This window comes from Nitrospiraceae bacterium, assembly GCA_021373015.1.
GTDB lineage: Bacteria > Nitrospirota > Thermodesulfovibrionia > Thermodesulfovibrionales > UBA1546 > JAJFTJ01.
The window spans coordinates 1-13,483 of the sequence record JAJFTJ010000017.1; the positions used below are offsets into that span (position 1 = coordinate 1).

The window sequence follows — 13,483 nt, forward strand, 5'->3', positions numbered from 1 at the left end:
GACAGACATCAGTGGAAACACAGTCTGGAGCGCTAAATACACATCATTTGGCGAAGCAATAGTTGACTCAACATCAACCATCGTTAATAACCTGAGATTCCCCGGACAATACTTTGACGAAGAAACAGGAAAGCATTATAATTTGAACAGATATTATGATCCGAATAGCGGGAGATTTATATCAAATGATCCGATTGGGTTTAAAGGTGGGGATGTGAATTTGTATAGGTATGTAGGGAATAATGTGGTGAATTGGGTGGATCCGATGGGGTTATTTGTCATAGATATTTATGAAAGAGGTACTAAAAAAGGAGATGCATACGGCGCTCTTATTATAGTAACAGCTGAAAGTGGAGCCTGGTAATGGTATTGGGTAGTAGCTGGCCCAATCCTACAAGTTTATCCCCAGGCATTGCTGAGGGAACTTACAATGCAGTATATGGCCTAAAAGGACATAGGAGGAAAAAGCCCGGAGTTAGATTAAAAAATGGTGGCCAAATTCCAACTCTTGATGCAAATCCTGCACAAAATAATAAAAAATATGCAATAGGCATTAATATTCATTGTGGGAAAAGCAATACATGGCGCGGTTCTGCAGGGTGTATTACTATAGAACCCGACAAGTGTCAACAAGTATGGGATATTTTGCAAGAAGGAGAAAAAGGAACGGTAATACTAAGGAGATAAATATGACAGACTGTTTTCAAAGGTGTTTAGTTATTATTATTTTATTTTTGTTTGGTTTTTGTTATTCAGAATCCTGTTATGGAGGCTCTTTATGCACTGAGAAAAATGCTACACTTGATTGCTTAAAAAATAATTTTGATGAATTATACATGACCGATTACAATCTTTTTTTTGAAATTTTGGAAAAAGCTAAAATAAAAGCAACCTCTTGTAAGTCATATATATATACTGCTAATTTTTTGGAGCTAGCTAAGTATGGGTTAACAAATGCAGAATTTGCAGAGTATTTTGGTGAAGTTATTGAAGAATTACTAATAAATAATCCAAAATGTTTTTTTGATTCTGCTCTTATTGTAGATGGAGCAAGTTTAAAAAACCTTATTTATAAATTGCAATCTCCTATTACTGATAATGATAAAAAAATAAGAAAGACTTTTGAAAAATATAGAATGAACAAAAAATATAAAAAAGTAATAAATCTTTATTTCAACAAGAAGCAAGCAGAAAAGTAAAAAGAGATAGTTTTATTAATTAGCCTTATATTATTGGCATGTAATTCAAAACCTAGTAAGGAACTCGAACAGAAATGGCAGCAATCCTTTCGCTAGGCACTGATTTATGGTTATACCAACTTTAAAGGATACTTTGTCGATACAGATGTGTCCGTTTATATTTTTAGCTACCAATTTCCTTCTAAGTTATCATCTAAGAAAATTTTTTCTTCTCTACGAGAGCAGCTTAAAGGTTATAATTCAGTCTCTGAATCTAAAGATGAATTAGTATTGAGGCGGTATGCCCCAATCCAATCACATGAGGTTTTTGATGAGTACCGGTTTTTAATAAATGAACAACGCAAGAGAATAACTGTAATGTTTGCGAGCTTGGATTCACCAGCGGAAATTAAGAATCATTCCTTTTTTATAAAGGAGCTTCAAAAAGCACACAATGCTACTTCAGGATAATCAGGGACACATCCCCAATAAAAAATAAAATCAAAAAGTAGTAAGAACTTACACATTAAATCTGAAATTTATTATGTCTCCGTCTTTTACTTCGTAAGTTTTTCCTTCAAGTCTTAACAATCCTTTCTCGCGCACTACAGATATGCTTCCGTTCGAGATAAGATCATCATATGAAACGGTCTCTGCTCTTATAAAGCCTCTTTCGATGTCAGAATGGATCTTTCCTGCTGCCTCAGATGCAGTCATGCCTTTTCTTATTGTCCATGCCCTCACCTCAGGTTCCCCTGCAGTAAGAAATGATATTAATCCCAGCAGGTCATATGAAATCGTGATCAGCTTATTTAAAGCAGGTTCTGCAATTCCCATGTCATCCAGAAATGCCTTTGCGTCTTCCTTTGCCATCTGTGCAACTTCCATTTCGAATTTACCGCATAGGCTCAGGACTTTTACCTGAGGCTCTTTTAATGATTTTTCTATCTCTGAGATTATTAAAGATGTTTTTTCTGAGTTCAGATCCTGTTCTCCGATATTCAGAACAATTACCTCAGGCTTTATTGACATGAATTGTAGATTTTTCATTATCTTCTGTTCCTCATCAGAAAATTCCAATGTTCTCAGCGGCATCTCTTTTTCAAGAGCATCCTTGCATTTCAGGAGAAGTTTTTTTTCTGTCTCGTCAGGTTTTTTCCCTCTCTTGAGATTGTCTTCAATCTTCTCGAGTCTTTTGTCAACAAGCTCAAGGTCTCCGAATATCATCTCCATCTCTATAGTATCAAAATCTCTTTTTGGATCGATACGTTCCATGGGATGCATTACAGACTCGTCATTAAAGCCTCTTACTACATGCACAAGAGCGTCAGCGTCTTTAATAAGGTCGAAGACCTTCTTGTTTTGTGCTGCATCACCCTTTGTAAGGCCGAGATAATCAATATATTCTACAGTTGCATGAGTTATCTTTTTCGGATTGTATATTTCTGCGAGTTTATCCAGCCTTTTATCAGGGACTTTGACAACGCCGATATGCGGCTCTCCTGTCTGGGTTGGATAGATAGTTGTTTCAAGGCTAAGGCCTGTCAGGGCGTTGAAAATTGCTGTTTTGCCTGAATTCGCGAGTCCGATAATTGCTGTTTTCAAATAATCCTCTTAAAACAATCCCTGTGGAATAGCTTTTCCAAGGTGTTTATACGCATGCTTGGTTGCAAATCTTCCTCTCGGAGTTCTTTCGATAAAACCTTCCTGAAGAAGATACGGCTCATATACATCCTCGATTGTTTCTTTATCTTCCCTTAAAACTGCTGAGAGGGTATCAACACCAACAGGCCCTCCGCTGAATTTATCGATTATTGTTGAGAGCAGTTTCCTGTCTGTGTCATCAAGGCCTCTTTCGTCAACATCGAGTGATTCAAGAGACTGCTGTGTTATTTTTATGTCGATTTCTCCATTGCCTATAACCTGTGCAAAATCTCTTATCCTTCTTAGCAGCCTGTTCGCTATTCTGGGGGTTCCCCTTGAACGCTTAGCGATTTCGACTGCCGCATTATCCCGGATAACTATCTCTAAAATTTTTGCAGAACGAAGTACGATTTCTTTTAATTGATCAGGCTCGTAAAATTCAAGCCTGTTTATGACCCCGAACCTGTCTCTTAACGGAGATGTAAGGAGTCCTGTCCTTGTTGTTGCACCCACGAGAGTGAAGCGAGGAAGCCCCAGTTTGAGTGTTTTTGCATTCGGTCCCTGACCGATGATTATATCCAGCTGAAAATCTTCCATTGCAGGATAAAGAACTTCTTCTACTATTCTTGGAAGACGATGTATCTCATCTATGAACAATATGTCGAAGTCAGAGAGGTTTGTAAGTATTGCAGCAAGATCTCCAGGCCGTTCAAGTACAGGTCCTGATGTTGAGCGTATATTTACCTTGAGTTCATTTGCAATTATTGTTGCAAGTGTTGTTTTTCCGAGCCCGGGAGGACCGCAGAACAACACATGGTCTAGAGGTTCTTTTCTCTGAGTTGCTGCTGTTATGAATACCTTTAGGTTTTCTTTTATCTTGTGCTGTCCAACAAAGTCATTGAATGATTTTGGCCGGAGATTTATCTCATATGGAAGATCATCCTCTTTTTTAAGAGGTGTTAATGGTCTTTCCGGTTCATTATCTTTTTTAATCATCTTCTGTTTTACTCACAGGCATTGCTGTTAAGATATTTTAATGTTTCCTTAAGCAGACGTTCTATGTCTTTATAGCCTTTCTTGTAAGCCATTTCAAGTGATTCTTGTGCAACTGATTTTTTATAACCAAGATTAACCAATGCAGAAAGAGTGTCTTCAAACAAACCGTCTTTTGTTTTTTCTCTTGAAGGAAGTTTTTCTCTAAGCTCAAGTATCAGTCTTTGCGCTGTTTTTTTGCCGAGGCCTGGGATTCTGCATAAAAGCGCGACGTCTTCTGTTTCTATTGCGCCAAGAAAATCATTATGAGATATGCCTGAGAGTATATTAAGAGCCATTTTAGGGCCAATGCCTGTTATGCTCAGGAGCGTTGTGAATATTTTTTTTCCTTCTTCTGATGAAAAACCATACAGTTGAATCGCATCTTCACGCACATGAGTATATATATATAGGAAGACTTCGCTGCCTTCTGCAGGCAGTGAGGATAGAATTGTCAGCGGAACATTAATATGATAACCTACGCCCTGAACTTCAACAATGACATTGTCAGGTTTTCGCGAAATGAGTCTGCCTTTTAATGAGCCGATCATGTTTTACATTTTAGCATATAAGACTGGATTATCTACGACAGTTTCATACTGCTTCTATATTATGCCTCGATAAGCTGCATTGATATGACCTTTGACGATCCAGGTTCTTCCATTGTAATTCCGTATATATAGTCGGCGGCTTCCATTGTTACTCTGTTATGGGTTATTACGATAAACTGGATGTCTTTTGAGAGTTCCTTTATCATCTTCCCAAATCTGACTGTGTTTGATTCATCAAGAGGCGCATCCGCCTCGTCAAGAATGCAAAGAGGAGTAGGCTTTAAAAGAAAACTTGCAAAGAGAAGAGACAAAGCTGTCAAAGCCTTTTCACCGCCTGAGAGCAAAGTTATATTTTGGAATTTTTTTCCAGGAGGCTGCGCTATAATGTCTATTCCTGTCTCTAATATGTTGTTTTCATCTGTCAGGACAAGCTCTGCTTTCCCGCCCCCGAACAATGAAACAAAGACCTCTGAGAACTTTACCTTCAACTCATCGAATGCATCTCTTAGTTTTTTTCTTGTTGTGCTGTTTATTTTTGTTATGGCTTCTTCCAGTTCTGCAATTGATTTATTCAAATCTTCCTGTTGTTTTGTAAGAAACTCGTATCTTTTTGTAAGTTCTTCGTACTCTTCCAGAGTACCGAGATTCACAGGGCCTAGCTCCTGTATCTTTGTCTTTAATTCCGCAAGTCTTTCTTCGTCTTCCGGAAGCAGCGGTTCTGTTGTTATGGTATTGATCTCCATCCCATAGTTCTGTCTGATGTTTTCTGTGAGATTCTCAATCTTCATTCGATGTTCTGTTTTTTCAACATCAAGCTCTGAAACCCTTGATGAAAGTCCGTCTATTTCGTGTCTTAAGGATTTTATGCTCTGTTCATGCACAAGGAGTTCCTGATTCTCCTGAGCTATTGCATCTTTTCTTCCGGATATATCTGCACTCAGGGTATCTGCATTAACCACCATTCCTTTTATTGACTCGTCGTTCTGGAGTATTTCTGTTTCTTTCTGCAATATGCGTTCTTCTACTGATTTAATCTCCTGCCCGATAGATATTTCTTTCTGAGATATTTCTTCGAGCGCATTTTTCACAGACATTTTTTCGTTTTGCAAAGCCTCAATTTTTTCCTTCTGCGATGTTAATGAGAGTTTCAGGTCTGTTGCATTTGTGCGCTGTTTCTCATAATCAGTTTTTTTTCGGCTTATTTCTTCTATAAGAACGGTCATTTGTGTCTCATGGAGATTTTTATCAGTCTCACCGGCTCCTGTTAATGTTTCTTTTTCTGTTATTTGTTTTTTTATTGATTCTTTTTCGTTCTTTATATTGTCCAACTCTGTTGACAGGTATGAAAGCTTCCTGTCTGTCCTGTCTTTTTCATCAAGATAATTGTCTGATGTGAGCTTGAAAAGCGAGAGCTCTTTCTCAACACCCACTCTGGCGGCTTCCAATTCTTTTATCTGGGATTCTTTTTCAATGAGTCTTTCCTGAAGAGTGTTAAGTTCCTTCTGGTTTTGCTCAATTAAGTCCTTTTTTTTCTGAACCGCATCTTCGATCTCTCTGATATCTCTTTTTCTTTTTAGGAGTCCTTTGCCTTCGCCTCCGATTACTGCGCCTGAAGGTTCGACTATCTCGCCTTCGAGCGTTACGAATAATGCCTTGCTGTTTTTACGCCTGATTTTAAAAGCTGTTTTAATATCTTTAACAATAAATATATTTCTGAGCAGATTTTTTGCAATATCATTGTATTTTGATTCTACTTTTACAAAATCTATTGCCCTGCCTATTACATCATCAGGTTTTTCATCGGCATCAGATATGTTTTTTTCATCCACATGCATGAATGCAATTCTGCCGAGATTTTTTTCCTTGATCTTGGCTATTGCAAATTCAATATCCTCAAGGGATTTAACAATGAAGGCATTTACCTTTTCTGACAAAGCATTTTCAACAGCCTTTTCGTACTCAGGATCCACTCTCAGAATGTCTGAGAGCGATGATACTATATGAAGGCTTGAGCCCTCAGAAAGTATTTCGCGCGCAGGAGCATCAAGCACAAGTTCTTTAAGTGATTCAATCCTTGAGATGCCTGAGGCAAGTTCTTCTTTTGCTTCCGAGAGGTTATTCCTCAAATTTTCGATCTGGTTTTTTATTGATGAAATATCTGATTCGAATTTTCCCTTTTCATCATTAAGCTTGATCAACTCGCTATTTTTGCTGCTAAGAGAATCAGCCACGCCTTTTATTGAGAAATCAATATTATCTAATGCTTTTTTTGAATCTTCAGTGTCTTTTATGAGAGCTGTTTCTTTTCTTTCGAGCGCTTCCAGGGAGGCCTGAAGTCTGCCTATATCATTTCTGAGATTGCTGAGTTCCTCCGTGGCCCTGAATATTTCTTTTCTTTTTGTCTCGAGGGCATTTTCTTTTTCTCTGAGTTCATTTTCAAGGCTGTTTATGAACTCGTTTTTTACTCTTAGTTCTTCTGTTAATCCCTGGATGTCAACATTGAATTTGGATTCAGCGCTGTCTAGCTCTTGGTTCTTCTGCGAGAGGTCGATATTTTTTGAAGCAAGCTCTTCTTTCTGTGTATGAAGTCTTATGAGATGTTCTTTAAGATTTTCTTTTTCAGTCTTTGATACTGCGATCAGTCTTTCATTGTCTGCGATCGACCTTTCCAAGTCCCTGAATTCCTGCTGTACCAGTTCGAGCTCTTTCTCTTTTTCGAGCAGTTCGAGGCGGTTTTTTTCCGCAGTTGTTTCTATTTTAGACAGCTCTGCTCTCTTAGTTGTCTCATTATCTTTAAGGCTGGTGTATTCTGCAAGTATTTTTTCGAGGGATTCCTTTAAGTGTTCATAATCCCTTTTTGCGATCTTAAGCTCTATTGCATGCATCTCAGATGCAAGTTTTTTATATCTTTCAGCTTTTTTTGCCTGTCGGTCCAGTGAATTTATCTGTCTTTTTACCTCTGTGACAATATCGTTTATTCTCTGCAGATTCAGTCTGGACGACTCCAGTTTACTTTGTGCCTCATTTCTTCTTGCTTTGTATTTCATTACTCCTGCGACTTCTTCAATAATAAATCTTCTGTCTTCAGGCCTTGAATTCAGTATTGCAGAAATTCTGTCCTGCTCAAGGATCGAATAGCTTTTTACCTCAAGCCCTGTATCCAGGAACAGATCCTTGACATCTTTGAGTCTGCAGCCTGATTTATTTATCTGATATTCGCTTTCTCCTGTTCTGTAAAGTCTTCTTGTTACTTGTGTGAGATTATCAGATATATTCCCATTGTCTTTATTGGTCGGATCTCCAAGCCCTGAAACAACAAGCGTTACATCTGACATGCCTTTTGGTTTTTTCATGGCAGAGCCGTTAAAGATAACCTCTTCCATCTTTTCGCCTCTGAGGCTCTTTGCACTCTGTTCGCCTAGAACCCAGCGGAAGGAGTCAACAATATTGCTCTTTCCGCAACCGTTCGGGCCCACTATGCATGTTATGCCAGGGTGAAGATTGAAGACAGTTCTTTCGTAGAAAGACTTAAATCCTGTGAGTTCAATTCGTTCTATTCGCATAAGAAAACAAAGCAAGACTGAATTTTATTCCAGATAGTATAACCTAAGAAAATACACATGACAAGTCTATTTGTTTGACCCTGTGAATCTTGTATGGCATAATACAAACATGTTCGCAAAAATAATAACATTAATGCTGCTGCTTTTTGTTTTCTCGTGTTCATTTAAAGGCACAAAAGAACAAACAGGTTCAAGGCTCTATGTTAATAAGGATGCATATTATTACTATATCCTTGGATATGAGGCTGAGCTTTCCGGAAAATGGGATGAGGCTCTGGCGCATTATTCCAATGTCTTTAAGCTTGACCCTCAGTCGCCTTATATAAGAACACATATCAGTTATCTGCTTCTCAGGACCGGTGATGTTAAAAGAGCTATATGGCTGGCAGAAGAGACTGTGAAGATGAATCCCGAATATGTGCCGGGGCTTGTAGTTCTGGGAGAGCTTTATAACAGCCAGAAAAAAACTTATGATGCAATAAGGATTTTCGAACAGATTTTAAAGGTTGAACCAGACAATAAAGAGGCAAAGCTTTTTCTCGGGCTGCTCTATGCATCTGTAAATAGATACGATGAATCTTCTAAAGTTCTACAATCTTTACTGGACAAAGAGCCTGATAATATAATGGGTTTATATTATATGGGCCTTTTGCAGATGGATATTAAGAACTATGAAAAGGCGGAAGAATATCTCAATAAAGTAGTCGATATAAGACCCAGTTTTGACGCGGCATACATAGAGATGGGAGTTATAAGCGAGATCAAGGGCGACACAAAGAGGGCAGAGGAATTCTACAAAAAGGGGATAGAAATCAATCCTCATAACTATATTGCCAAGGAGAGGCTTACACAGCTTTATATAAAAGGAAAATCTATTGATAAGGCAATAGAGCATTTGAAGGGACTGAGCGGACAGGAACCTGCAAATGAAGACATACATAGAAGGCTTGGATTCCTTTACATAGAAGATAAACAGTATGACAGGGCAGTTGAGGAATTCAGGATTGTTTTAGAGGCAAAACCTGCTGATGTTATGACCAGATATTATCTGGCTGTTGTACTGGAGGAGCTTAATAAATACAATGAAGCAGTAGAAGAGCTTAAGCAGATTATTTCAATTGATCCAAAAAATATAAATGCATTTGTCCATCTTGGATTGATATATTCAAAAGAAAAAAAATATGATGATGCTTTAAAGATTTATGAAGAGATTTTGAGTTTTGAGAAAAATAACTCTGAAATATACATTTACTATGCTACGACATATCTTCAGATGAAAGATTACAAAAATGCAGAGACAGTGCTGATGAATGCGATGAAGCTGTTCCCAAATGATGCTGAAATCAATTTCAATGCGGCAGTTATATATGAGAAGGCAAATAGATTCGAAGACATGGTCAAATACCTGAGGCGCACTATTGAAATAAAACCTGATCATGCAGATGCTCTTAATTATCTAGGCTACAGCTTTGCTGACAAGGGAATAAATCTTGAAGAATCTCTGTCTCTTATAAAAAAGGCGCTGGAATTAAAACCCGATAATGGTTTTATAATCGACAGCCTTGCATGGGTACATTATAAAATGGGAAAGTATGACGAGGCATTGGAAACACAGAAGAAAGCGGTCGCTGCTGTCAATAATGATCCTGCCATATACGAGCATCTTGGAGATATATATCTTGCAAAAGAACTTCCGAAAGATGCGCTCAAGGCATGGCAGAGGGCAGTAGAGCTTCATGAAAAAGAAGAAGGGCTCAAGGCAAGAGTCGAAGAAAAGATAAGAAAGCTTAAAGAAAAGTATAATCTAGATAACCAATAACCGATTCAAATAACTAATCTAAAATGTTTACACTTAAAGCACCTGCCAAGATAAATTGGGTTCTCTCAGTTCTGAACAAAAGAGATGACGGCTATCACAATATCCAGAGCCTAATGCAGAGCGTGAGTCTTTATGACAGGCTTGCATTTGATTTTGATGATACGCTGCAGGTAGAGACAAACGCTGATATAAACATTGAGGAAAATCTTGTTTTTAAGGCGGCGGCGCTCTTCAGACAGATGTTTTCTATTAAACAGGGTGCATCAATAAAACTAGAAAAAGAAATACCAATAGCAGCGGGCCTTGGCGGAGGAAGCAGTGATGCTGCCTGTACTCTGATTGGACTTAATAGGCTTTACCGAATTGATGCTCCGACAGAAGATCTCGAAAAGATCGGCGCAATGCTTGGATCAGACATCCCGTTTTTTTTCAGAGGACCTTTTGCCCTTATTGAAGGAAGAGGAGAGATCGTAACAAAACTCGATCCATGCACTAAGAATGTGCTTCTTCTCGTAAAGCCGGATCTAAGAGTTTCAGCAAAATGGGCATATACAGAATTCAGTCGCTTCGACTCGAAACCGAGCAGGAAGCAAAAACCAGAGTTGACAAAGAAAAGCAATAATATTAAACTCTTCTGTCAAACCCTCGAGAAACAGGATTTTAATGCGATAGCCGATATGCTTACTAATGACCTTGAGATTCCTGTAGTTGGAGAGTTTCATGCTGTTGCTGAAATAAAAGATAAACTTCTTGAAGCAGGGGCAGTTGCTTCACTAATGAGCGGAAGCGGGCCTACTGTTTTTGGCTTGTTCAAAGACAGAGAAACAGCAGATAAGGCTTCTGAGATGATGAGGCCGAACTGGTGCAAAATTGTTGATACATTGACCGAAGTGGATAGTTGACAAATGGGTATATTTTTAATTAATCCTGTTAACTTTTCACTGGAAGATGGGGCGTCGACAAATGGCAAGTCAGGAGATTTTGGATCTCCCATTTGGAGGTTCGAATCCTCCCGCCCCAGCCATAGAGCGAAGTATAAGGAGGCAGAATGCCAGAAGGCATAAGACTTTTAACAGGAAATTCAAACAAAGAACTTGCTAAAGAGGTAGCCAGTAATCTCGGCATATCACTTTGCGATGCAACTATAACCACATTCAGCGACGGAGAGATACAGGTTCAGATAAATGAAAATGTAAGAGGCTCTGATATATTTGTTCTCCAGTCAACATGCACACCGGTAAACAGTAATATTATTGAACTTCTTCTTTTGATTGATGCTTTGAAAAGATCTTCTGCAGGAAGGATAACCGCAGTAATACCATATTATGGTTATGCAAGACAGGATAGAAAGGTACAGCCGAGAGTTCCTATATCATCAAAGCTTATCGCAGACCTTATAACTGTTGCAGGCACAAACAGGGTTCTTACAGTTGATCTGCATGCAGGACAAATTCAGGGATTCTTTAATATTCCTGTTGACCACCTTTATGCTGCGCCTGTTATTCTTGACTATATAAAGAAATGCGATTTAAAAGATGTTGTCATAGTCTCTCCTGATGCAGGAGGTGTTGAAAGGGCAAGAGCATTTGCAAAAAGGCTCAGCGCGTCGCTTGCAATAATAGACAAAAGACGCGAAGCCGCAAATATATCTCAGGTAATGAATGTTATCGGAGATGTAAAAGGGAAAAATGCAATATTACTAGATGACATGATAGACACGGCAGGAACAATAGCTCAGGCAGCTTCTGCGCTGGCAGAGAAAGGTGCAAAAAAGGTGCTTGCAGCATGCACACATGCAGTGCTTTCAGGACCTGCAATAGATAGAATAAACAATTCGGCAATAGAAGAATTGATAGTAACTAATACAATACCGTTTGACGGCAAGAAAGAAAAATGCAAAAAATTGACGGTTATAAGCATTGCTCCTCTTCTTGCCGAGGCTATAAAAAGGATTCATGAAGAATCTTCAATAAGTTCACTTTTTGTATAAAGAAGGTCGACGACCTGTAAGGAGGAATAGATGGAAAGGGCTACACTAAATGTTGAAAAAAGAACTAAGGCGGGCAAAGGGGTTGCACGATCCCTTAGAAGAGAGGGAATGATCCCAGCCGTGATATACAGGGCAGGAGATTCTATTCCAATAACATTGTCAAAAAAAGCAATAGCAGAATTTATTAAGGCAACAGCTGGAGAGAATACTCTTGTTGATCTTAAATTTTCTGATGGAGGAAACAAGCTTGCACTTCTAAAGGAATATCAGCGTGACCCTATTAACGGCGACATTCTTCACTCTGATTTTTTTGAAGTATCTCTTAAAGAAAAGATTATTGTCAAAGTTCGTGTTGTAACAACAGGCGAGCCTCTTGGAGTCAAGAGGGACGGCGGAATACTCCAACATGTTATGAGGGAGATAGAGGTTGAATGTCTTCCAGACAACATCCCAGGACACGTAGAGATAGACATATCTAATCTCGAGATACATCATGCCGTGCATGTGCGAGATCTCAATATCGGGAAAGATGTAAAAGTTATGACTGATCCGGGTGAAGTTATTGTTACTGTTAATGCGCCTGCGGTTGAGAAAGAAGTTGCTCCAGCTGCTGAAGGAGTTGTAGCTGCGCCTGAAGTAACAGAGCCTGAAGTAATCAAGAAAGGCAAGAAAGAAGAAGAGACAGAAGTTAAAGACGAGAAGAAACAAAAAGAAGAGGGAAAATAGTTGTGGGCTGTTGTTGGACTCGGCAACTATGGCAGTAAATATTCAAAGACAAGGCATAATCTCGGCTTTATGGTTGCCGGGAGGATCGCCGAGTTTCTTGATATAGAATTCGAAGAAAAAAAAGAATATCTTATTGCAAAAGGCTTTATAAGAGGACAGGATGTCCTTTTAATAGAGCCTTTAACATTTATGAACAACAGCGGCAGGGCTGTAAGAGACGTGCTTAAAAGATTTAATATCCCCCTAGAAAATCTGATAGTTATTCATGATGACCTTGATATGGAAATTGCAAAGCTCAAGATTAGGAAAGGCGGTTCATCAGGAGGCCACAGAGGAATCGATTCAATAATCCAGCAGATTGGGACAAAAGAATTTACAAGAGTAAAAATAGGGATAGGCAGAGAGATTGGAATGCTGGCTGAAGACTATGTCCTCAAAAAATTTCGCAAAGAAGAAATCCCATTAATTAAAGAGACAATTCAAAAAGCATCTGAAGCAGTCTCAACAATTATTTCTGATGGTTTAGAAAAGGCAATGAACAGGTTTAACCAATCTTAGTTTTGTGATTTGGAAGCTTAAATTCAAAAAATGAAAACAATTGGATTAATAGGGTGCGGTGCTTGGGGCAGAGTGATGATGAACTTAGACTATATTTTGAAAAAATTCAGGACCCTCAGTTTTTGGAAAAGATTGATGCATTTCTATTCGAAAATTATCCTTCTTTTTTTAAAAAAATAAAAAATTTAATTTTCAGAATATTTTAAAAATATATTCTCGGAAATGATAGGTCAATGACCAGGGATTGCTAATATGTTTTACAGTTCGCGAGTTTTTAGTGCTAATGTTTGTGTTTCTTATTAATTTATAATAAAATTTGAATATTGAAGAAGTGAGCGATGAATATTGGAACGAATAAATTAAATAGAGGAACAAGGTTAAACAGCTTTACCAGCAAGATAGCCCATGTTTTTTTTGATTCG

Annotated in this window: 12 protein-coding genes and 1 tRNA gene; 9 read left to right on the top strand and 4 right to left on the bottom strand. The window is 38.4% G+C overall.

Annotation, left to right across the window (positions count from 1 at the left end):
* From LLF28_07090 to LLF28_07100, 3 genes are all read left to right on the top strand, one after another.
* Nucleotides 1–364 (top strand): RHS repeat-associated core domain-containing protein (locus LLF28_07090; protein ID MCE5195197.1); only part of this gene is annotated, 364 nt, incomplete at its 5' end.
* A complete protein-coding gene (locus LLF28_07095) occupies nucleotides 364–687 on the top strand; it encodes a hypothetical protein (GenBank protein MCE5195198.1) in 324 nt (107 codons plus the stop codon). The genes LLF28_07090 and LLF28_07095, both read left to right, overlap by 1 nt.
* 2 nt (nucleotides 688–689) lie before the next feature.
* Complete coding sequence (locus LLF28_07100) at nucleotides 690–1,199, top strand: hypothetical protein (GenBank protein MCE5195199.1); 510 nt, start codon at nucleotides 690–692, stop codon at nucleotides 1,197–1,199.
* A gap of 498 nt (nucleotides 1,200–1,697) precedes the next feature.
* Here the strand turns inward: LLF28_07100 and ychF are convergent, their stop codons facing one another.
* Genes ychF through smc form a run of 4 tightly spaced genes read right to left on the bottom strand, consistent with a single transcriptional unit; the run spans nucleotide 1,698 to nucleotide 7,968 of the window.
* A complete protein-coding gene (gene ychF / locus LLF28_07105; GenBank protein MCE5195200.1) occupies nucleotides 1,698–2,783 on the bottom strand; it encodes a redox-regulated ATPase YchF in 1,086 nt (361 codons plus the stop codon).
* A 9-nt stretch (nucleotides 2,784–2,792) separates the two neighbouring features.
* Nucleotides 2,793–3,818 (bottom strand): Holliday junction branch migration DNA helicase RuvB, encoded by a 1,026-nt coding sequence (gene ruvB, locus LLF28_07110; protein MCE5195201.1) that lies wholly within the window; start codon nucleotides 3,816–3,818, stop codon nucleotides 2,793–2,795.
* A gap of 8 nt (nucleotides 3,819–3,826) precedes the next feature.
* A complete protein-coding gene (gene ruvA, locus LLF28_07115) occupies nucleotides 3,827–4,405 on the bottom strand; it encodes a Holliday junction branch migration protein RuvA (protein MCE5195202.1) in 579 nt (192 codons plus the stop codon).
* 59 nt (nucleotides 4,406–4,464) lie between these two features.
* The gene (smc, locus tag LLF28_07120; protein MCE5195203.1) at nucleotides 4,465–7,968 is read right to left on the bottom strand and encodes a chromosome segregation protein SMC; all 3,504 of its coding nucleotides are present in this window, start codon (nucleotides 7,966–7,968) and stop codon (nucleotides 4,465–4,467) included.
* Nucleotides 7,969–8,077: 109 nt separating this feature from the next.
* Here smc and LLF28_07125 point away from each other — a divergent pair, with 109 nt between their 5' ends.
* The 6 genes from LLF28_07125 to pth all read left to right on the top strand — a co-directional run bounded on the left by LLF28_07125 (nucleotide 8,078) and on the right by pth (nucleotide 13,061).
* Nucleotides 8,078–9,787 carry a tetratricopeptide repeat protein gene (locus LLF28_07125; protein ID MCE5195204.1) on the top strand — a complete coding sequence of 570 codons (1,710 nt, stop codon included), beginning with the start codon at nucleotides 8,078–8,080 and terminating at the stop codon, nucleotides 9,785–9,787.
* Nucleotides 9,788–9,810: 23 nt separating this feature from the next.
* Nucleotides 9,811–10,689 (top strand): 4-(cytidine 5'-diphospho)-2-C-methyl-D-erythritol kinase, encoded by an 879-nt coding sequence (gene ispE, locus LLF28_07130; protein MCE5195205.1) that lies wholly within the window; start codon nucleotides 9,811–9,813, stop codon nucleotides 10,687–10,689.
* 47 nt (nucleotides 10,690–10,736) lie between these two features.
* A tRNA-Gln gene (locus LLF28_07135) sits at nucleotides 10,737–10,811 on the top strand.
* Between the two features lie 24 nt (nucleotides 10,812–10,835).
* Nucleotides 10,836–11,777, top strand: coding sequence for a ribose-phosphate pyrophosphokinase (locus tag LLF28_07140; GenBank protein MCE5195206.1), 942 nt, complete (start codon nucleotides 10,836–10,838; stop codon nucleotides 11,775–11,777).
* Between the two features lie 30 nt (nucleotides 11,778–11,807).
* Nucleotides 11,808–12,503, top strand: a complete 696-nt coding sequence (locus LLF28_07145) for a 50S ribosomal protein L25/general stress protein Ctc (GenBank protein ID MCE5195207.1) — start codon at nucleotides 11,808–11,810, stop codon at nucleotides 12,501–12,503.
* Nucleotides 12,504–13,061 carry an aminoacyl-tRNA hydrolase gene (gene pth, locus LLF28_07150; GenBank protein MCE5195208.1) on the top strand — a complete coding sequence of 186 codons (558 nt, stop codon included), beginning with the start codon at nucleotides 12,504–12,506 and terminating at the stop codon, nucleotides 13,059–13,061.
* The last annotated feature ends 422 nt before the right edge of the window (nucleotides 13,062–13,483 follow it).

Excerpts from the sequence above, each read along its gene's own strand:
- LLF28_07100 (MCE5195199.1), top strand. The coding sequence starts at position 690 with ATGACAGACTGTTTTCAAAGGTGTTTAGTTATTATTATTTTATTTTTG.
- ispE (MCE5195205.1), top strand. The coding sequence starts at position 9,811 with ATGTTTACACTTAAAGCACCTGCCAAGATAAATTGGGTTCTCTCAGTT.
- LLF28_07140 (MCE5195206.1), top strand. The coding sequence starts at position 10,836 with ATGCCAGAAGGCATAAGACTTTTAACAGGAAATTCAAACAAAGAACTT.
- ruvB (MCE5195201.1), bottom strand. The coding sequence starts at position 3,818 with ATGATTAAAAAAGATAATGAACCGGAAAGACCATTAACACCTCTTAAA.
- LLF28_07125 (MCE5195204.1), top strand. The coding sequence starts at position 8,078 with ATGTTCGCAAAAATAATAACATTAATGCTGCTGCTTTTTGTTTTCTCG.
- LLF28_07095 (MCE5195198.1), top strand. The coding sequence starts at position 364 with ATGGTATTGGGTAGTAGCTGGCCCAATCCTACAAGTTTATCCCCAGGC.
- ruvA (MCE5195202.1), bottom strand. The coding sequence starts at position 4,405 with ATGATCGGCTCATTAAAAGGCAGACTCATTTCGCGAAAACCTGACAAT.
- smc (MCE5195203.1), bottom strand. The coding sequence starts at position 7,968 with ATGCGAATAGAACGAATTGAACTCACAGGATTTAAGTCTTTCTACGAA.
- LLF28_07145 (MCE5195207.1), top strand. The coding sequence starts at position 11,808 with ATGGAAAGGGCTACACTAAATGTTGAAAAAAGAACTAAGGCGGGCAAA.